The 20,639-nt window shown below is 51.8% G+C and carries 19 protein-coding genes; 8 read left to right on the top strand and 11 right to left on the bottom strand.

Features of this window, described 5'->3' with window-relative positions; translation table 11 throughout:
• The first annotated feature begins 21 nt into the window (after window positions 1-21).
• A complete protein-coding gene (ruvB, locus tag BCM14_RS00360) occupies window positions 22-1,092 on the top strand; it encodes a Holliday junction branch migration DNA helicase RuvB (RefSeq protein ID WP_106226014.1) in 1,071 nt (356 codons plus the stop codon).
• On the opposite strand, the gene recQ is transcribed toward ruvB, so the two are convergent.
• Entirely contained in the window at window positions 1,089-2,909 is a 1,821-nt protein-coding gene (recQ, locus tag BCM14_RS00355) for a DNA helicase RecQ (RefSeq protein ID WP_106226013.1), read from the bottom strand. The two genes, ruvB and recQ, sit on opposite strands and share 4 nt — an antisense overlap.
• A gap of 118 nt (window positions 2,910-3,027) precedes the next feature.
• Between recQ and BCM14_RS00350 the strand changes: the two genes are divergently transcribed.
• Together BCM14_RS00350 and BCM14_RS00345 are read left to right on the top strand one after the other, a co-directional pair.
• Window positions 3,028-3,729 (top strand): response regulator, encoded by a 702-nt coding sequence (locus BCM14_RS00350; protein WP_106226041.1) that lies wholly within the window; start codon window positions 3,028-3,030, stop codon window positions 3,727-3,729.
• A gap of 47 nt (window positions 3,730-3,776) precedes the next feature.
• Entirely contained in the window at window positions 3,777-5,141 is a 1,365-nt protein-coding gene (locus tag BCM14_RS00345) for an ATP-binding protein (RefSeq protein WP_259673312.1), read from the top strand.
• Here BCM14_RS00345 and BCM14_RS00340 read toward each other — a convergent pair.
• Both BCM14_RS00340 and BCM14_RS00335 read right to left on the bottom strand, forming a co-directional pair.
• A complete protein-coding gene (locus BCM14_RS00340) occupies window positions 5,098-6,123 on the bottom strand; it encodes a cytochrome d ubiquinol oxidase subunit II (RefSeq protein WP_106226011.1) in 1,026 nt (341 codons plus the stop codon). The genes BCM14_RS00345 and BCM14_RS00340 overlap by 44 nt on opposite strands.
• Window positions 6,120-7,400, bottom strand: coding sequence for a cytochrome ubiquinol oxidase subunit I (locus tag BCM14_RS00335; RefSeq protein ID WP_106226010.1), 1,281 nt, complete (start codon window positions 7,398-7,400; stop codon window positions 6,120-6,122). The genes BCM14_RS00340 and BCM14_RS00335 overlap by 4 nt, the downstream gene beginning before the upstream one ends.
• Before the next feature lie 72 nt (window positions 7,401-7,472).
• Between BCM14_RS00335 and BCM14_RS00330 the strand changes: the two genes are divergently transcribed.
• From BCM14_RS00330 to minE, 4 genes are all read left to right on the top strand, one after another.
• Window positions 7,473-9,245, top strand: coding sequence for a glutamine--tRNA ligase/YqeY domain fusion protein (locus BCM14_RS00330; RefSeq protein WP_106226009.1), 1,773 nt, complete (start codon window positions 7,473-7,475; stop codon window positions 9,243-9,245).
• A complete protein-coding gene (gene minC, locus BCM14_RS00325; protein ID WP_106226008.1) occupies window positions 9,242-10,009 on the top strand; it encodes a septum site-determining protein MinC in 768 nt (255 codons plus the stop codon). Before BCM14_RS00330 ends, minC begins: the two co-directional genes overlap by 4 nt.
• A gap of 73 nt (window positions 10,010-10,082) precedes the next feature.
• Window positions 10,083-10,898: a septum site-determining protein MinD gene (gene minD, locus BCM14_RS00320; protein ID WP_106226007.1), complete on the top strand. Its 816-nt coding sequence runs from the start codon at window positions 10,083-10,085 to the stop codon at window positions 10,896-10,898.
• On the top strand, window positions 10,898-11,152 hold the full coding sequence (gene minE / locus BCM14_RS00315) for a cell division topological specificity factor MinE (protein ID WP_106226006.1): 255 nt from the start codon (window positions 10,898-10,900) through the stop codon (window positions 11,150-11,152). Before minD ends, minE begins: the two co-directional genes overlap by 1 nt.
• Window positions 11,153-11,174: 22 nt before the next feature.
• Here minE and BCM14_RS00310 read toward each other — a convergent pair whose 3' ends face one another.
• On the bottom strand, window positions 11,175-11,612 hold the full coding sequence (locus tag BCM14_RS00310; RefSeq protein ID WP_106226005.1) for an acyl-CoA thioesterase: 438 nt from the start codon (window positions 11,610-11,612) through the stop codon (window positions 11,175-11,177).
• A complete protein-coding gene (ettA, locus tag BCM14_RS00305; RefSeq protein WP_106226004.1) occupies window positions 11,609-13,282 on the bottom strand; it encodes an energy-dependent translational throttle protein EttA in 1,674 nt (557 codons plus the stop codon). Before ettA ends, BCM14_RS00310 begins: the two co-directional genes overlap by 4 nt.
• A gap of 122 nt (window positions 13,283-13,404) precedes the next feature.
• On the opposite strand from ettA, the gene BCM14_RS00300 reads away from it, so the two are divergent.
• A complete protein-coding gene (locus tag BCM14_RS00300; RefSeq protein WP_106226003.1) occupies window positions 13,405-13,929 on the top strand; it encodes a hypothetical protein in 525 nt (174 codons plus the stop codon).
• Between the two features lie 22 nt (window positions 13,930-13,951).
• Here the strand turns inward: BCM14_RS00300 and BCM14_RS00295 are convergent, their stop codons facing one another.
• From BCM14_RS00295 to BCM14_RS00270, 6 genes are all read right to left on the bottom strand, one after another.
• Complete coding sequence (locus BCM14_RS00295; protein ID WP_259673309.1) at window positions 13,952-14,977, bottom strand: ABC transporter ATP-binding protein; 1,026 nt, start codon at window positions 14,975-14,977, stop codon at window positions 13,952-13,954.
• Window positions 14,974-15,942 carry an ABC transporter ATP-binding protein gene (locus BCM14_RS00290; RefSeq protein ID WP_106226002.1) on the bottom strand — a complete coding sequence of 323 codons (969 nt, stop codon included), beginning with the start codon at window positions 15,940-15,942 and terminating at the stop codon, window positions 14,974-14,976. Before BCM14_RS00290 ends, BCM14_RS00295 begins: the two co-directional genes overlap by 4 nt.
• An 8-nt stretch (window positions 15,943-15,950) precedes the next feature.
• A complete protein-coding gene (locus BCM14_RS00285; RefSeq protein WP_106226001.1) occupies window positions 15,951-16,865 on the bottom strand; it encodes an ABC transporter permease in 915 nt (304 codons plus the stop codon).
• The gene (locus BCM14_RS00280) at window positions 16,865-17,854 is read right to left on the bottom strand and encodes an ABC transporter permease (RefSeq protein ID WP_106226000.1); all 990 of its coding nucleotides are present in this window, start codon (window positions 17,852-17,854) and stop codon (window positions 16,865-16,867) included. Before BCM14_RS00280 ends, BCM14_RS00285 begins: the two co-directional genes overlap by 1 nt.
• Before the next feature lie 65 nt (window positions 17,855-17,919).
• Window positions 17,920-19,491 (bottom strand): ABC transporter substrate-binding protein, encoded by a 1,572-nt coding sequence (locus BCM14_RS00275; protein ID WP_106225999.1) that lies wholly within the window; start codon window positions 19,489-19,491, stop codon window positions 17,920-17,922.
• 116 nt (window positions 19,492-19,607) lie between these two features.
• On the bottom strand, window positions 19,608-20,639 hold the full coding sequence (locus BCM14_RS00270) for a glycosyltransferase family 2 protein (RefSeq protein ID WP_106225998.1): 1,032 nt from the start codon (window positions 20,637-20,639) through the stop codon (window positions 19,608-19,610).

Here is a 20,639-nt window from a genome sequence, read left to right as displayed (position 1 = left end):
TGAGCAGAGGCTCTATTTTTTATGGCAATACAATCAGATTCGCTGTCTTCTCACCCTGACAACAGTCGGATTGTGGCACCGCAGGCGATAACTCCTCAAGAAGAATCGATAGAGAGAGCCTTGCGGCCGAAAGCCCTTCAAGAATATGTTGGCCAGCAACGGGTTCGAGAACAGCTTGAAATTTTCATCTCGGCAGCCCGTAACCGAAACGAGTCGCTAGATCACGTTCTGTTGTTCGGCCCACCCGGACTGGGCAAAACGACCCTTGCCCACATTGTTGCGTACGAAATGGGCGTCAATCTGCGCCAGACTTCAGGACCTGTGCTGGAGCGCCCGGGCGATCTGGCGGCCTTGTTGACCAATCTCGAGCGCAACGACGTTTTATTCATTGACGAAATCCATCGACTCTCTCCGGTGGTCGAAGAGATCCTTTATCCAGCACTAGAAGACTTTCAGATCGATATTTTGATCGGTGAAGGCCCAGCTGCTCGGAGCGTCAAACTCGACCTTCAGCCCTTCACGCTCGTCGGGGCAACAACGCGGGCGGGGATGCTGACCAATCCACTCAGAGACCGTTTCGGCATCGTCTCGCGGCTAGAGTTTTATTCGCCAGAGGAACTCACCCGGATCGTCACTCGCAGTGCAAACTTGTTACAAGCACCCATTACGCCTGAAGGCGCAGCCGAGATCGCCAAGCGCGCGCGCGGCACCCCTCGGATAGCCAATCGTTTATTGCGACGCGTGAGAGACTACGCTCAGGTGAAATCCAACGGCACAATAGACAACGACGTTGCAGCCAGAGCGCTAGTCATGCTTGAGGTCGACCCTCAGGGTTTAGATCTGATGGATCGTAAACTGCTCGAGGCCATTGTTCATAAATTTGACGGTGGTCCGGTTGGAGTAGACAGTCTGGCTGCAGCAATTGGCGAGGCACGCGACACGATTGAAGACGTGATCGAGCCCTATTTGATTCAACATGGCTATTTGCAGCGAACTAACCGCGGCAGGATGGCAACCCAGACAACCTGGCGACATCTTGGTTTAACACCACCCGCTGGTCGCTCAGGAGAGCAACCCTCCTTGCCACTTTAGGCGGCTTCTCTGGCAATGCACGCCAGCAGCAACTGCCCATAGGCTTCGAGCTTGCGAGCCCCCACCCCTGTGATATGTGACAAAGCGTTTAAGTCCACTGGGCGTGTAATCGCAATCTCACGTAGTGTGGCGTCATGAAAAATTACATAGGCTGGGACACCGTGATCGCGTGCAACGGCCGCTCGCCACTGGCGCAAACTTTCGTATAAAGCAATCGCCCGATTCGGTAAATCCGGATGAAGCGGTTTGGGTCGCGGAGCACTGCCCTTGGCTGGTCGTGCCACCTCTCGTCGCAGCAACAAGGTCTGCTCGCCTTTTAAGACTTTTCTAGCACTATCAGTCAACGCTAAGGTGCCGTAACCTTCGTGATCGACCATCAAAAATCCCTGAGCCAACAATTGCCGTAGCACGCTGCGCCAATTTTGTTCCGACAAATCTTGCCCAATTCCGAAAACAGACAAAGAGGCATGATCCTGCTCAAGCACGCGTGGGGTTTGTTTACCTCTCAGTATGTCGATCAAATGACCAGCACCATAGCGCTGACCCCGCTCATTCATCAAGCGAAAGACGGCAGACAGTAATTTTTGTGCGGCGACTGTGCCATCCCAGGCGTCCGGTGGCATTAAGCAGTTATCACAATTACCGCAAAACTCGATGGTTTGACCAAAATACTGCAGCAAGCGCTGGCGGCGACAACCGATCGCCTCACATAGGCTCAACATGGCATCGAGTTGTTGACCCAGCCGACGCCGAAACACCTCATCGCCGCTCGATTCGTCAATCATGCGACGTTGCTGCACGACATCCTGCAGCCCATAGGCCAACCAAGCAGAAGCGGCCAAGCCATCGCGACCGGCACGGCCCGTCTCTTGATAGTAGCCTTCTATCGATTTTGGCATGTCGACATGAGCGACAAATCTGACGTCAGGCTTGTCAATGCCCATACCAAAGGCAATCGTCGCGACCATCACCACACTGTCTTCGCGCAAAAACCGCGCTTGATTCTGCGATCTTAGGGTCGCGCTTAAGCCAGCGTGATATGCCAAAGCGGTAATGCCGTGAGCGCAAAGAAATTCAGCGGTTTCCTCCACTTTGTTTCGTGACAGGCAATAAACGATACCAGCGTCACCGGCGTGATCTTGCTGAATCAAACGCAAAAGTTGTTTGCGAGCATCTTGTTTTTCTACAATCTGATAGCGGATATTAGGACGATCAAAACTGGAGACAAAATGCTCTGCGTCATCGAGTGCCAGTCGCTGAGCAATCTCGCGGCGAGTGAATTCGGTAGCCGTCGCCGTTAAGGCGATGCGGGGGATGTCGGGCCATCGTTCGTGCAAGATGGATAAGCCAAGATATTCAGGACGAAAATCATGCCCCCACTGAGAAACGCAATGCGCCTCATCAATGGCAAACAAGGCGATGCGGCCCCTTGATAACAAATCGAGGCAACGATCCGTCAGCAAACGTTCGGGGGCGACATACAACAGATCAATCTCACCCTTTAAGAAAGCCTGCTCAACTTCGCGACCACGTTGCCAATCTTGAGTTGAATTTAAAAAAGCCGCTCGAACGCCCAATTCAGTGAGTGCATCTACCTGATCCTGCATTAAAGCAATCAGAGGGGATAACACCACACCGACACCAGGCCTAACGAGCGCAGGTATTTGATAGCAAAGGGATTTACCACCCCCGGTCGGCATCAATACCAAAGCATCGCCGCCGCTGACAACATGATCAATAATCGCGGCTTGCTCACCACGAAACGACTCATAACCGAAGACGCGCTGCAAGACGTCAAGCGCGCTGTGCTCAGACATTCGAACGCTACCTGCTAAAGATTGGGACATCCGTCAGTTTATGCTTGTGCGGGCGGGTAAAAGTGGGGTTGCGACAAAATATTTGGCAAACCCGAACCATTATTCAGTAACATCCCCGATTATGAATCCAAGAATCAAATTGCTTGTCGTGGATGACGATCCTGCCTTGCGGCAGTTGCTGGCGGACTACCTCAACAAACACGACTATGACACCCTCATTGCGCCCGACGCCACTGATCTGGACGCGAAGATTCAACGTTTCAATCCAGCGCTGATCGTGCTGGATCGGATGATGCCAGGCATCGATGGATTAGACGCTTGCAAACGTTTGCGCGATCGGGGTGAGGATATACCGATCATCCTGCTCACCGCTAAAGACACCATACAAGAAAAAATCGCAGGTCTGAAAGCGGGCGCCGACGACTATTTGGGTAAACCGTTCGATCCTCGAGAGTTACTTGCACGGATCGAAGCCATACTCAGACGCAAACAAGGCCCCTCGTCCCTCCAGCAGGATCAGTCGGTCAGTTTTGGTCGTTTCGTGTTTGACTATGCCACCCGGCAACTCACCCAGGACAACGAGATTGTCAAACTGACTGGCGGTGAAATTAACTTGCTGGAAGCCCTGATCAAAAACTCAGGCAAAGCTTTATCGCGCGAGCGACTGTTGTTGCTCGCACGTGACGACGAAAACGGTGAGCGAAACGACAGGGCGATCGATATCGCCATTTTACGTTTGCGTCGAGTCATTGAAGTTGACCCTAAACAACCCAGATGGATACAAACCGTTTGGGGTACCGGCTATCGCTTCTCGCCTTGAAATATCTTAAACGCGTCCTGCTGCTCTCTTTGCGAACGAGACTGATAATGCTCGTGTTGATCACTGCCTTAACCATGCAGGCAATCACCACTTACTGGCTATATTTGTACCGTAGCAATCACACGAATACCGTTGCTATGCAGTTAATTGCAACGACGATTCACACCATCCAAACTGCAGTTGAAGATTTACCGAGCCAGGAAAGACGTGAGTTCGTTAAACATGCGACAGGTGGTCAATGGCAGATTATCAGTGGGCGGCTACCAGCTAATGTTTACTTTCCGCACCGAACCTCCAGCGGCGAGCCGGGAGAACAGTCGATCACGATGGACGAGGTGCGTCAAAGTTTGCAAGGTCTGGTCGTCAAGCTAAAAACAGAATTGAGTCCTGGTACCCGTATCGCCCTTTCTCGCGGATCCGACGCACAGTTCTTCGTTTCAGTTAAAAATCAAAAGGCCCTTGATAGCCAAACTACACATCGAGATTGGCTGGTCATTCCGATTAACTTGATCGATCCACCAGTCCAGATTCGACTGGTCACTTTGTGGATGGGGGCACTTGCGGCGCTGACGCTTGTCGCGCTGTGGTTTTCATGGCATATCACCCGTCCGATCACTCAACTCATGGCCGCCACCGACCAGCTTGCCTCAGGTCAGCCGATACGGGTCAAGCCGACTGGCCCGACGGAGACCCGCATATTGGGCGAGCGATTCAATGGCATGCTGGACGCCCTGGCAGCTGCGGAATCTGTTAAACGGACGCTACTGGCTGGGTTGCCCCATGATCTTAAAGGCCCAATGACGAGAATGTGGTTACGTATCGAGATGTCCGACGATACTCTTTTGAAAGAAGGTATCAAAAAAGATCTGGAGGATATGCAACACATCGCCGAGCAATTCATTCAATATCTTCGAGGAACCGATGGCGCCGCCTACGATCGGCGCCCCATCCGCATGGATGCCTGGGTCGCGGAGCGGGTTAATAACTGGCGAAGCGCTGGTAGTGATGTCAGCTTGATCGGTAAGCCTTACTCGTGCTTCGTGATGGGGGACTCACTGGCCCTATCGCGTTTACTTGATAATTTGATTGAAAATGCACTGCATCACGGCCGGCCGCCAGTGCAAGTATCTCTAACGTCACAAGGTCAAGACGCGGTACTTCGCGTCATTGATCACGGGGCCGGCATACACGAAAGCAAGCGCAAAGAGGCAATAGAGCCGTTTGTTCGACTGGATCAAGCCCGAACACGCAGCGGAAACGTCGGCTTGGGTTTGGCATTGGCCGTTATCATTAGCCAAGCACATTCGGGCTCATTGACTCTCGGGCAAAGCGCCACGGGGGGGTTAGAAGTTCAGGTGAATCTACCGCTTACGGTGCCCGACCAAATAGCGACCGATATCCCATCAAGTTAAAAAGAACCATGATGGGCACGGCAACAAAAGTAATCAATAAAATGAGTTTCAGCGATCCGACAGCTGAAGCAGCATCCCAGATGGTCATGTTATCCAAGATAACGAAGGGAAACATACTGTAAGCCAGGCCACTCAGCAGCAGAAAAAACAGCAAAACACACAAAGCAAAGGGCGTCCAGGCTAGCGTTTGATACTTGGCTTTAGTCACACGAAGCAGACCCATATCCATGCCGACAAAGCAACCCAGCATTAATAACCAAATTGGCATGGCGAGAACCAGTCGAGTGGTATTGCTCCATTTGTAGAAGATGGCGGGATTTGCTAGCCCGAGAGCGACGGCAACAGCTACCATGCCAGCCGCGGCCCAGCGAATAGCGTGCCTTGCCCAACCTGCCGCCTTTTGCTGCAGATCACCCTGCAAGCGCATAACTAGCCAACAAGCACCAAGCAACGCATAGGCGGCCACCGTGCAAAGCGCTAAAAACAGACTAAACCAAGTTGAATCATTCCCTTGTTGATAGCCTGTTACAACCGACGCCAATAACAGTCCGTGCCCAATTGCAGTCAAGAGCGAACCGAACCAGAATCTCCTTACCCAAACCACTCGTTGCTCGGCAGGCGCGCGAATTCGAAACTCAAAGGCAACATTACGCAAGGTCGTCCCCAACATCGTGAACGTTAGCGGAACATACAAATGACCGAGTACCGCAGACCAACCTAGCGGAAACGCCGCCAAGAACAAGCCAAGCGCCAAAATCAGCCACACCTCGTTTGCATCTCGCCACGGAGACAAGATAACCATCATTCTCGCCCGCTCAACTGACGGAGCAACGCCCAGCAATAGGCCCACACCCACATCAAATCCATCAAACAGCAAACCACCCAGAGTCAATAAAAAGAGCATGCCCATCAATAGCAAGGGCATCCAGAACGCAGCGTCGGTAACCGCCATTCCCATCGAGCCTGCCAAGGTTGAGATCATGACCGACCCCCGGGTTTTCGAACTGGGACAACACCAAATCTGGCAGCGTGTCGCAACAGGCTAACAAAGCCTAGTGTCAGCAGTCCGTAGCACACAATCATGCCACTGAGCCCCAGCAACAAAGTGAATGCGTCAGTCTCGGTTGCCAAATCCGCTTGCAACAATGTGCCCCATATCAGGTAGGGAAAACGGCTGATATCGACGATGTTCCAGAGCGCAAACCACAAGGCAACACCTGCCCAGGCAGACCAAACTGCAGTTCTAAGTAACCACGTCGGGTAATTCGATGCGTCTGAGCCTTTGCGCGTGCGTTGCCATGACAAAACGATCAGGAGAAAGACCAGACCAGAGATCAAGATCAGCGCGCAGCGAGCTAACCAATACAACAATTCAACGGGCGGTGACTGGCCATCAGGCAGTTCAAGGCCTCTCATTGTTCCATCGGCGTTCCTGCCTAACCATCGGGTACTGAGCTTAGTACTCTCAGTCGACGTTCTCTCCCAATACCCCATGACGGCAGCGGCCGCAGCAGGTCGATACTGAGCAACCAAGCGTTCATTACCGTCAACAGCAACGCCGAGCACGAGCAAACTGAGAATTGCCAGCCAATAAGCGGTCATAAACGTCGAGCGTTCACCATCTTCGAGTGGTCTGCGCAGGGCTTGCCAGGCCGAGACACCAATTAGCAAAAAGGCGGATATCACGCCTGCGCCCGAAAAAAACAGCAATACTTGCCAACCGAGTGAGGCATTGAATACGACTTCGACCCAGTCAAAAACCTGGTAGCGTCCGTCAATCAAGGTGGCCCCATCGGGGGTGAGCGTCCAGGATTGCAAAACAAGGCCCCAGAACACGGTTGCGCTCAAGCCAAGAGACACCATAAAAATACTGAACAGATGGCCCAGGGGTGAGGCGCGTTTTTGGCCAAAGAGCATGACCCCCAGAAATACGGCTTTAATCACAAAGAAGGTCACAATGCTAGCAGCCAGCAAAGGGCCTGCCACATTGCCGATTCGTTCGAGCAAACTGGGCCATAAAGTGCCCAGTTCAACTAAAAATGGTACTGCGCAACCCAGAGCGATAATGAGTGTCAGAGCAAAGATTCTGGCCCAAAAGCGGTAAGCCGGCTGCCAACCACCGTCAAGATTCCGAATGGATCGCCAGCGCATAAAGAAAAGCAGCCAACCCAACGCTGTCGCAAGCGCCGCAAACAAAACGAGAAAATTCAGGCTGAGGGTAAATTGCGCCCGTGCCATCCAAAGTGCGGAAATTTCCATGATCGCGCATAGTGTAGTCGGCAACGTGGCAAAATGTGTCTTTTGCTAGCAAAGAGTGACCCATAAAACCGTATGACGTCCGATTTCGCCCCACCCGCAGCTTCTGTCACGACTAACTTTCTTCGCAACATCATCGAGGATGATCTTGCAGAAGATCGTTTCGCTCAAAAACGTTGGGCAAATGCGCCAGCTACCGCTGACTTACTGGCGACAGCACCACTGGATCCGGCGCGGATTCGGACCCGGTTTCCCCCAGAACCCAATGGATATCTGCACATCGGCCATGCTAAAAGCATTTGCCTGAATTTCGGCTTAGCACGCGACTACGGCGGGGTCTGCCACCTCAGATTTGACGATACCAATCCTGAGAAAGAAGACCAGGAATACGTCGACGCCATCATGGATGCCGTCAAGTGGCTGGGATTCGACTGGACAACACACGCTAAAGAGCACCTGTATTTCGCCAGTGACTATTTCGAGTTGATGTTCAAGTTCGCTCGCTCGCTAATCAGCGCGGGTCATGCCTATGTCGACCAGCAAAGTCCAGAGGAAATGCGCAACATGCGCGGGACTCTGACTGAGCCGGGTAAAGACTCACCCTGGCGCGATCGTCCGATCGTCGAATCCGAGCGCTTATTTGATGCGATGCGCGCTGGCATGCATGCTGACGGCAGCATGGCCGTGCGCGCCCGGATCGATATGAGATCGCCGAATATCAACATGCGCGATCCAGTCATCTACCGGATTCGTCATGCTGAACACCACCGTACCGGCAATAAATGGTGTGTCTATCCAATGTATGCCTTTGCCCATCCGATCGAAGACGCGTTGGAGGGTATAACCCACAGCATCTGTACGCTCGAATTTGAAGACCAGCGCCCTTTTTATGACTGGACACTCTCACAGCTGAGAGATCTGGGGCATCTGTCGGCTCAGCTTCCGCAACAGTACGAGTTTGCTCGTTTGAATATGAGCTATATCGTCACCAGCAAACGAAAACTGCTTCAACTGGTAAAAGACAATCACGTTGAAGGTTGGGATGACCCACGCATGCCAACTCTGGCTGGTTTGCGAAGGCGCGGCTATACCGCCTCTGCGTTGCGCCTGTTCTGCGAACGCACAGGTGTCTCGAAATCCAATTCGCGAATTGATTATGCCTTGTTGGATCAAGCTTTGCGCGAAGATCAGGATCCGGTCGCCCGTCGATCAGTCGCCATTTTGAAGCCTCTGAAACTTGTTATCACGAACTTTCCGGCAGACAAAGTCGAACCTTGCCACGCTCCGAATAATCCGCACGACGAGTCAGCTGGGCAACGCAATTTTCCCTTCACTCGTGAGCTCTGGATTGAGGAAGAAGACTTTGCAGAAGTCCCTCCTCCAAAATATTTCCGCCTGTTCCCGGGGAATTCAGTACGTTTGAAATACGGCTATATCGTCACCTGCACTGGATGCGTCAAGGATGAAACTGGGCGCGTAATTGAGGTTCACGCTGAATATAATCCCGACACTAAAAGTGGCACGGCTGGTGCAAATTCAGTAAAAGTCAAAGGGACAATCACCTGGATCAGTACACTCAGTGCGATCGCAACGGAGTTCCGTCTCTATGACCGTCTGTTTTCGGAACCATTCCCTGACGCAGGCGATCGCGATTTTCTGACTTGCCTTAATCCAGCCTCTAAAGAGATCGTTCACGGTTGGCTTGAGCCCGGCACACTTGCAGAAAAAGGCGTGCTGTGGCAATTTGAGCGCTTGGGATACTTTACGCCCGATTTACTGGACTCTAGTGCTTCGGCGCCTGTTTTTAATCGAACCACCACGCTTAAAGATACTTGGGCTAATTCATGACAAACGAAACACCCGCCCTGGATTTCAAGAGCGCCACGCTCTATGCAATTCGACTGGTGCTACACAAAGGCGATACCGAAGCCTTGATCTCGACCTTAGCCAAGCGCATGAAAGAATCGAGTACTTTTTTTGAAGATGAGCCGGTGGTGATAGATGCCACTAACCTTGAAGGCAGCATCGACTGGGGAAAGCTGCTCAATGCGCTGAAGTCGCATCGTCTTCCGGTCATTGGGGTCGCAGCCGCAGGCGAGCATTTATTTACCGCCAAAGCCTTTGGCTTAAACGAAGTAGACCTCTCTGCAAGTCCGATTAAACCTGCCTCAGAGCCAAAACCCGCTGCGCCCGAAGCCAATGCAGGCCAGGCCCTACCAGCAGTCGCTATACCCCCGAGCCCTGCTCCTGTACCCGTTCTCAGCAACGAGCCTGTCCAAACAACCATGGTGGTTCACGGTCCCTTACGGTCGGGACAGCGTATCTACGCGCGTCAGCGAGATCTGATTGTCATGGGTCTGGTGAGTCAAGGCGCTGAAGTCATTGCAGATGGCAACATCCACGTTTATGGTCCCTTGCGCGGCAAAGCGATGGCGGGTGCGCTGGGTGATCAGCGCGCTCGGATTTTTACGACTCAGTTCGAACCTGAGCTGGTCGCGGTGGCCGGGGTGTATCGCGTCGTCGATACGAAGTTGTCTGCTAATGTTCACAAAAAAGCGGCGATGGTTTTTCTGGACGGGCAAGCCCTGAATATCACACCGCTTGACCAGTAAGATACACTCTGCGTCATTAGCTTCGTTTTTTTTATCAGCAATTTTTATTTCATTTACATAAGGTTTTAGCGTCATGACTCGTATTGTGGTGGTGACTTCCGGCAAAGGCGGTGTTGGCAAAACAACGACCAGCGCCAGTTTCTCTTCAGGTTTAGCTATTCGAGGCTTCAAGACGGCCGTTATCGATTTTGATGTGGGTCTTCGTAATCTTGATTTGATTATGGGCTGCGAGCGACGGGTCGTTTATGACTTTGTCAATGTCATCACAGGGGAAGCTACGCTTAATCAGGCCTTGATTAAAGATAAAAACCTCGAAAACCTCTTTGTTTTGCCCGCGTCTCAAACCCGTGACAAAGACGCTTTGTCCAAGGAAGGCGTTGAGAAAGTCATCAATGATCTGAAAGGGATGGGCTTTGATTACATCGTCTGTGATTCGCCTGCTGGGATCGAAACAGGCGCCTTACTCGCTGCCTATTTTGCTGATGACGCCATCGTTGTGACTAATCCAGAGGTCTCTTCGGTGCGCGACTCAGATCGTATCCTGGGGATTCTTGCGTCAAAGTCCCGCCGTGCCGTCGAAGGCGATGACCCAATCAAAGAGTACCTGCTGCTCACTCGCTACAACCCCAAGCGTGTTGAAGATGGCGAGATGCTGTCTTTACAAGATATCGAAGATATCTTGCGTATCAAACTGATCGGTGTGATTCCCGAGTCAGAGGATGTTTTACAGGCATCGAATCAAGGCTTACCAGCAATCCATCTGAAAGGCACTGCTGTGTCAGAGGCCTACACGGACGTCGTTGCACGTTACCTGGGTGAAGAAAAGCCATTGCGCTTCGTCGATTATGAGAAGCCAGGCTTGTTCAAGCGTATTTTCGGAGGCAAATAATGTCTTTTTTGTCTATGCTGCTTGGGCAAAGAAAAACCTCTGCCAATGTCGCCAAAGAACGTCTTCAGATCATTCTGGCTCACGAACGCGGCTCCTCTAATGTCTCACCCGACTACTTACCGGCTCTGCAAAAAGAGTTGATCGCGGTGATTTCAAAATACGTCAACATCAATCCCGACGACATCACGGTTCAACTTGAAAATCAAGGGAATCTCTCGGTGCTTGAAGTCAAGATCGAGATGCCGCAAAAGTAAACCGAAACAAATCTGCCCCGTTTCAGGGGCGGATCAGTTTGCTGAGTGCCTGAACCACCTCTGCCGGCATCGATACCGGACGATTAGTGTCACGATCAACATAAACGTGTACAAAATGACCTTCAGCACTCGCTGAGTTTTCGTCATTTTTAAAAATGCCGAGTTCATAACGAACGCTACTGTTACCCAGTTTGGCGACACGTAAGCCGACATGCACGATATCTGGGAAAGCCACAGACTGGTGGTAGCGACATTGCGTCTCAACCACCAAGCACAAGGTCGGTGAGTGCTGAGGGTCAAGCACCCCTTGAGCAATCGAGTAACCAGTCACGCACGTGTCGAAATAGGAGTAATACACGACGTTGTTGACGTGACCGTATACGTCGTTGTCTTTCCAGCGAGTCGTAATTTCGCAAAAATGCGCGAACTTGTCACGCGTTTCAGGAAGTGGACGACTCATCGCAAAGCCTTGTAACGCAAACGCTTGGGGGCAGCGCCCGCTTCACCCAGACGACGTTTTTTATCAGCTTCGTATTCTTGGTAATTACCGTCAAAAAATACGACCTGAGAATCACCCTCAAAGGCGAGAATATGCGTGGCGATCCGATCCAGGAACCAACGATCATGACTGATCACCATGACACTGCCTGCGAACTCAAGCAACGCGTCCTCGAGCGCACGCAAGGTTTCAACGTCCAGATCGTTTGACGGTTCATCCAGCAACAAAACGTTTCCGCCTTTGATCAAGGTTTTAGCGAGATGCAACCGACCGCGCTCGCCACCAGATAACTGACCGACCGTTTTGTTTTGATCACCACCCTTGAAGTTAAAACGTCCCAAATAAGCACGGGCAGGCATTTCAAAACGGCCAACGGTTAACAAATCGGCCCCGTCAGAAATCGTATCGAAGACCGTTTTTGCATCTGGTAAAGCATCGCGTGACTGATCAACAAACGCAATGTTTACTGTCTTGCCCACTATGACTTCGCCGCTGTCAGGCGTATCCTGACCTGCAATCATTCTGAACAAGGTCGACTTCCCTGCACCGTTGGGGCCGATAATCCCAACGATCGCGCCAGGTGGGACTCTAAAGCTCAAATTATCGATGAGCAGACGGTCACCAAAAGCCTTACTGACATTATTGAACTCAAACACTTCGTTACCCAACCGCTCGGCGACGGGGATAAAGATTTCTGATGTCTCGTTACGCTTCTGATATTCGTGCGACGACAGTTCTTCAAAACGCGTCATCCGGGCCTTGGCTTTAGCCTGACGCCCTTTCGCGTTTTGGCGAACCCATTCGAGTTCTTTCTTGATGGTTTTTTGACGAGCAGATTCAGTTGCCTCTTCTTGCTTCAGGCGCTCGTCTTTCTGCTCAAGCCACGAGCTGTAATTGCCTTTCCAGGGGATACCGTGTCCACGGTCCAGCTCAAGAATCCATTCAGCAGCATTGTCGAGAAAGTATCGATCATGCGTGACGCCAACGACGGTGCCGGGAAATTTTTTCAGAAAAACCTCAAGCCACTCAACGCTCTCGGCATCCAGATGGTTAGTGGGCTCATCCAGCAGCAACATGTCCGGTTTGGATAACAATAAGCGACACAAGGCCACTCGCCGCTTTTCACCACCAGACAGCTTGCCTACGTTCGCGTCCCAAGGCGGTAGGCGCAATGCATCGGCAGCGATTTCCATTTGTGTCTCTGTATCATCCGCACCACTTGAGGCTGCAGCTGAAATGATGGCTTCCAGATCGGCCTGCTCGGCCGCCAGGGCATCGAAATCAGCGTCCGGCTCAGCATAAGCTGCATAGACTTCATCCAGTCTCTTGCGAGCAGCAACTACAGCGCCCATCCCCTCTTCAACTGCTTCGCGTACGGTGTGCTCAGGGTTGAGTTTGGGTTCTTGCTCGAGGTAGCCGATGTTCAGACCTGGCATAGGCACGGCTTCGCCTTCGATCTCTTTATCAACACCCGCCATAATTTTTAACAATGTTGATTTACCAGAGCCGTTCAGACCAAGTACACCAATCTTCGCACCAGGGAAGAATGAAAGAGAAATGTCACGCAGAATCTGACGCTTGGGGGGCACGATTTTGCCAACCCGGTGCATGGTGTAAACGTATTGAGCCATTTTTGATTGAGCACACAAATAACAGTAAGACTGGCATTGTAGAGCGTAGTCTGTGACATTGGAATGCCAGAGGACTATCATATGGGGCTGATCATCCAGTGCCCTTTTGGGGAGCCTCAACCATGTCTGCATCTGATTTCACGCTTAATTTCACCGAAGAAGAACTGATCATGCTCGGTAAAACCGCTGACGGCCTCAGTGCCTATATGGGCAAGTCGGTGTTAGCTGAAATCGGCATGGATGACGAGGCAGAATGGGTGATTTTTGCGATCCCTCTTGGGGTGGATGAAGAACACGACGATAAGGCCGTCCATGTGCAAATGGGTGGCTCAGGTGCGCGCTTTGTTGGCGGGCGCGGTGGCTTGGATCTGGATACCGACATCTATGACTGCCGTTACCTCTGGTCAATTCAGATTACCGATGACCCAGAGGCTCGCTTTGTGCGGCTTGACGAACACGGAAATGAATTTGATTTCTCTAACGATCTAGCCGAGTTGCTGCCGTTTGAGACAACCGACGAAGAACTGCCAGATCCGGACTTGGAACTGGCGGAAGATTTAGGTGATGACCAAGAGCCTGAGGACTTCGAAGGTGATGATGACAGAGGTGATCACGGTCGCCACACACACAAAGGGCCACTGCATTAACTTAGGCGGATTTGTTTACAGATTACGCTTGCCACGCCTCGATGACAGCATGGCATGCAACGTCGGTACCTTCAAATTTAGCCAAGGCCGGCGCGTCCTGTTTGCATTTATCTCGCGCATAAGGGCACCGCGGATGAAAAGTGCAACCCGAAGGTGGGTTGAGTGGATTAGGGACTTCACCCAACACGGCTGTGCGTGCTAATCCTTGCCCTGAGATGTCGGGAATCGCGGCCAGCAACATCCGCGTGTAAGGATGTTTAGGATGCTTAAACAATTCATCCCTGTCGGCAATCTCCACAATCCGCCCTAAATACATCACACCCACCCTGTCGGCCATGTGGTGCACGACTGCGAGATTATGAGAGATGAATAAATAGGTCAAACCCAGCCGTCGCTGCAAATCCTTCATGATGTTGAGCACTTGTGCCTGAACCGATACATCCAGTGCAGATGTTGGTTCGTCACACACTAAGAACTCAGGGTTAACCGCCAGGGCACGTGCAATCGAAATCCGCTGTCGTTGACCACCTGAAAACTGATGTGGATAGCGGTTTGAATCCGTGGGATGCAAGCCGACCTGAGAGAGAAGTTCGTTGACTCGTTCTGCGCGCTGAGCTGGGGTCAAGTCCGTATGCGCCAGCATAGGCTCTGCAATGATTCGACCGACCCGCCAGCGCGGATTTAAGCTTGCGTAAGGATCTTGAAAAATCATTTGCAAACGTTTGCGCATCGCCAAGCCGCCTGACTGCTGCATACGATTTAACGATTCACCATCAAATGTGATTTGCCCCCTCGTCAGCGGATAGAGACCAACCAGTAAACGCGCCAAGGTTGACTTACCGCAACCCGACTCGCCAACCAACGCAAGCGTCTCGCCTTTGCGTATAGTGAACGACACACCATCAACCGCTTTTAGGCTCACACGAGGCTTGCCGGCGAAAACTCTCTCAATCCACGCCGGCGACACATCGAACCAGCGAGCTGCGTCAGTGACTTCAATCAGCACGTGATCACGCTTGGCGGTCGAGTCCTGGTGATCTGTGATCACGACAGCTCCTTGTGCAACCAGCAAGCTGCGCGTGAAGTACTGGTTTGAAACAACGTTGGTTGATCCACTTTACAAATTGACATCACCTGTTGGCATCTTGGGTTAAAGGCGCAGCCAACGGGGATAGCATTTAATCGCGGCATGGATCCGTCTATCTGAGCTAAGCGCTCAACATCGAGATGAATCGAAGGGATAGCACCCATCAAGCCTGCTGTGTAGGGATGCTTGGGTTCGCCAATCAAATCGCCCACCCTCCCTTCTTCTATGACGCGGCCGGCATACATCACCACTACCCGGTCGGCAGTCTCGGCTATCACGCCCATATCATGCGTGATGAGCATCACGGCGGCACCGTTCTCTCTGCATACCTTTTTCAGTAAATCGATAATCTGTGCTTGTATCGACACATCAAGCGCAGTGGTTGGCTCATCGGCGACAATCAATTTTGGTTCTGCGGCTAAAGCCAGAGCAATGACAACTCGTTGCCGCATACCACCTGAGAATTGATGTGGGTAATGATCAATACGTTCTCTCGCCGCTGGGATGCCAGTCGATTCAAGCAGTTCAATGGCGCGCTGACGCGCCTGAGACCGCGTCAGAGGCAAATGGGTCTCGATCGTCTCGGTTAATTGTTGCCCCACGCTGTACAGTGGATTGAGCGATGTCAGTGGATCTTGAAAAATAGCACCGATCTCGCGCCCCCTGACCGACCGCATCTGATCGTCAGAAAACTGGTCGATTCGACGGCCAGACACCCAGACCTCACCCGACGAAATGCGCCCAGGCGGTTCAAGCAAACCAATGATGGCCGCACCAGTGAGTGATTTACCCGCACCAGACTCACCCACCACCCCTAGCACTTCTCCAGGAGCAATCGCAAACGATACGTCGTTCAGTGCTTTCAAAGTCCCTCGCCGCGAGGGGAACTCGACACTTAGGTTTTTGAGTTCGAGAACAGGTTGCATGGGCTGACTCAATTCAGACGCGGATTGAGGGCGTCACGCAACCAATCGCCCAATAAGTTGACCGAGAGCACCAATAGCACCAGCGCAGCACCAGGAAATATTGTGATCCACCACTCGCCTGAAAAAAGAAAATCATTACCGATTCGGATCAAGGTACCCAAAGAAGGCGTCGTCGCAGGTACGCCGACCCCCAAAAAAGATAATGTTGCTTCTGTGATGATTGCCGTGGCTAGATGCACGGTTGCCAATACAAGCACGGGTCCCAGAACGTTGGGCAAAACATGCCTGAACATAATGACCGGCGTAGAAATTCCGATGATTCGTGCCGCTTGGACATATTCGCGGTTTTTTTCGACCATGGTTGAGCCTCTGACCGTCCGGGCATATTGCGGCCAACCAGCTAGAGCAATGGCACATATCAGAACCGGGAAGGCGATGATTTCATGCAAGTTACCCGGAAATACGGCACGAGCGATACCATCGATCAGCAAGGCGATCAGGATGGCGGGAAATGACAACTGAACATCGGCGATACGCATAATGGTTGAATCAACAGCCCCCCCCGCATACCCAGCGATTAAGCCCAATGAGATACCCAATGCCATTGCACCAATCACCGCCCCTGCCCCGATCAATAAGGACGATCTCATCCCGTACATGAGTGCGGACAGGATATCTCGACCTTGTCCATCTGTCCCAAGCAAATAGTCAGCGGTACCGTCAGGTGACCATATCGGCGGCTTTAACGCGTCAAGCAAATTAAGCGTGCCCAGATCAAAAGGATCATAGGGGGCAATCCAAGTGGCTCCCACCGAACACACTAACAGAGCAGACAAAATCAGCGTCGCAGTGATTGCGACTGGGGAATGCCGCCACGACCAGACAAAATCGCTGTCCCAAATCTTGTCAAACAGGGGCTTCATTAATGACGCCCCGCTGGTTTATCCAGACCTGCGTTTAAGCGGGGATCAACCACGAAGTAGAGCAGGTCTACAAGCAGATTGATCACCACAAAGATGAGAGATATCAAACACAGGTAAGCCGCCATGACTGGTATGTCAGCGAACTGAACCGCCTGAATAAAGAGCAAGCCCATCCCAGGCCACTGAAACACTGTTTCAGTGACAATAGCAAAAGCAATGATGCCGCCGAGCTGCAAACCCATGATGGTGATCACCGGCACCAGTGTATTTTTGAGTGCATGACCAAAATGAATCGCTCGTTTCGTCAGGCCACGAGCGCGGGCAAATTTAATGTAGTCAGTCCGCAGTACCTCAAGCATCTCAGAGCGCACCAATCGCAGGACAAGTGTCATCTGAAAAAAAGACAGGGTTACTGCCGGCAAAATAAGATGACTCCAGCCAGTTCGTGTGAGAAATCCTGTTGACCAAAAGCCGAGCTGAATCACATCGCCCCGACCATAACTCGGCAACCATCCCAGCAAGACTGAAAACACCAGAATCAGCAAGATGCCAATCAAAAAAGTCGGCAGCGAGACGCCAAGCAAAGATAGCGCCAACAAGGCTTGAGAGAGTTTGCCGTTGCGCTTCAAAGCGGTATACACACCAAGCGGTAACCCGACGCTGAGAGCTATCACCGCTGCACTAAGGGATAGTTCGAGAGTGGCTGGCAATCTGTCGCGCAACAGCGTTGAGACCTTTTGACCTTGTCGTAAAGATAAACCGAATTCGCCCTGTGCCGCATTCACGACGAAATGATAGAACTGAACAACGACTGGTTTATTTAGGCCAAGCTCTTGCCGCAACCTTGCCCGATCGAGATCGGTCGCATCCTGACCCAACATGATCGTGACTGGGTCGCCGACATATTGAAACATCACGAAGGCCAACAGCGCTACCGTCAACATGACGGCAACCGACTGCAATAAACGGCGAACGATAAAAGCGAACATGCAATCTCACAAAAACGGCGTACACGAAAGCCTACGTGCACGCCGACAACAACACAACGCGATGATTAATCGATCACAATCCATTCAATCACCGGACGATTGGTCGCCCGATGAAGTGCGTTGACGTTCTTTTTCATGGCCCAGGGGATGACTTGATCATGGAGAGGCAGGGAGCCAAAGTCTTTACTGAACAAGGCAAAGGCCTCGTGAATCATGTCATCTCGTTTCTTTTCGTCAGTTTCATTTTTTATGGCATCAATCAGCTGATCTACTTTCGGATTTGAATAGTTGCCATAGTTGAAACTGCCATTTGCGCCTTCACCCTTGCTGTGTATCAGGGCTTCGAGCGTATAGAAAGCATCAAAGGTTGGTACGCCCCACCCGAACAAATAGGCGCTCGTATCCAAACCAGCAACTTTGGGGAAGAACTGCGCTCTGGGCATGGCTGTTACGCTGGTTTTTACACCGACCTTGGTCCACATGGCTGCAACAGCCTGACAGATCGCTTCATCATTGATATAACGATTATTCGGGCAATCAATAGTCAACTCGAATCCTTTCTCGTAGCCAGCGTCTTTGAGCAAAGCCTTTGCCTTATTGACGTCGTAAGGGAGGCGCGTAGCCATTTCTTTGGTCCAGCCGTGAACTTGCGGGGCGATCATCGCTCCCGTTGGTGCCGACATGCCGCGCATGACTGCTTTTTTAATCGCTTCGATATCAATGGCACGGTAGAGCGCTTCACGAACTCTCACATCCTTCAATGGGTTGGCACCTTTGATATTGCTGTACTTGAGTTCAGCGCTTTTTTGATCTAGCCCAATGTAAATGGTACGGTTCTCGTTACCATCTACTACCTTGACTTGCTGACGCAAGCGATCCATATCTTGCGTTGGCGGATCCAGTACAAAATCGATTTCACCCGATAGCAAGGCGGCTGTGCGCGTCGCATTCTGCTTAATCGGGGTGTAGATGATCTCTGTCACGTTGCCCTTTTTAGTTGGCTTACCCCACCACTCTGGGTTCTCGACATAAACAGTTTTGATGTCGACCTCACGTAATTTCAACATGTAAGGGCCGGTGCCCATTGCATGACGGGCAGAGTAACTCTCTTCGTTTTTGTTGAAATCCTGTGGTACGACGGTATTGTTTTTCTCAGACCATGCTTTGCTCATCATGCCGAGAACGGTCAATTGATGCAGCAAGACAGGATTCGGGCCCGACAGAATCACCTCTAAGGTCAGCGGATCGATTGCCTTTGCGTCCTGGACGCCAGCCACGTAGGATTTGAATTGCGACGAAGGCGCCATGGCGCGCTTAATTGAGAACGCGGCATCTTCTGCGGTAAAGGCCGTGCCATCGTGGAACTTCACCCCAGGCCGAATCTTGAAACGCCAGAGAGTCGGGCTCACTTGCTCCCATGACGTCGCGAGCGCCGGCACTGGCTGAAAGTTTGCATCATCGGCGACCAGGGGATCATAAACCAGCAAATTTGCTGTAATATTCAGGCCTTCGTTTTGCGAGTATGGGTCAAGCGTCAGGATATCGCCCTGGCTGGCCCACTTGAAGGTCTTGGCAAAGGATGGTGCAGTGAGGGCAGCAAGCGAAATAGCGATGGCAGCGATAAAAGTACGGCGCATTGAGGGCTCCTAGTCTCGAGTGTCTGCTGATATTACCCGACCTAGATACAGCCGCCAATGGCTATCCACATTAATCCGCTGAGCAGGCGAAGTTTCCTTCGTGACGATCGCAAGGGCTAAGCGTGGCCGCGTGAGACATCTCGCCGATAGGCAAGCCAGCCTATTGGATAAGTCAGCCAGATCAACATGATCGCCAAAGGCTTGGTAACACGGTAAAGGTCTGTTGCAGCAGTGACTGTCGAATCTCTTGTCTTCAGCAGACTGGCTGCGGTGGGCTTGAGCTGAGCCTGTTCGACCCTGAGCGTGAAACGCGTGTGTCGAGCCGCCGCAAGGATAAAGGCCGATGGTCTGACCCAAAACCAGTTCAGATGATTCGTTAGCGTGTCATGCGCCAACGCACGCAGGCCTTGAATACTGGCGTCTGAAGAAACGGGCTTTTCGTCAGCACGCGAGATGGAATCAGGCGAGTCATAGTAGGTTCTTAAAACAACATTCACGAAACGGGTCTGGTAGCCCGACTTGGCGATTCGCCACCAGATAATGCTCTCTGGCAAATAGCCGTCGACATCCTCGGGAAAAGGATACTGACGCATCACGTCGACGCGTTGAAAACCGAATTTTTCACCCCTGACTTGATAGCGAAGGATCATCTCCATGGGGGTGCTATCCATCATATCTCTGGGATACTTCTGGCCAACGATCGTGCCATCAGGGCGCTCGCAAAGCCCTGTAACCGCTGAAAATGATGATCTTTGTTCGACGGGAATATCCAACCAAAGTCTTTGCATCGTTGTCAGCGCATCCGACCTCATCGTGTCGTCGCTATCGAGTACTACTAACAATTCGCCTTGGGCGAGACGTACGCCGTGATTGAGGGCGACTTTTTTATGACTATTTGGCTGCCAGGCGTAGCGAATCGTAAACGGAGCTATTTTCTGACATCGCTCAACCCACGCACGCGTGTCGTCAGTTGAACCATCGTCGACGATAAGCCACTCAAAATCCCGACAAGATTGTGCGCACAGGGATTCGTATACCCGTGGCAACAGTTTCACACGGTTATAGGTGGCGGTGAGGACGGTAAAAAGCAAAAGGCCCGTTTGAGGGCCTTTTTCTTGCGCAGCAAACACATCGCCAGCACTAAGCAT

This window comes from Jezberella montanilacus (genome assembly GCF_003003055.1).
Lineage (GTDB): Bacteria > Pseudomonadota > Gammaproteobacteria > Burkholderiales > Burkholderiaceae_B > Zwartia > Zwartia montanilacus.
Note: the sequence above shows the minus strand (reverse complement) of the source record. Positions and strands in the feature narration are given on the sequence as shown.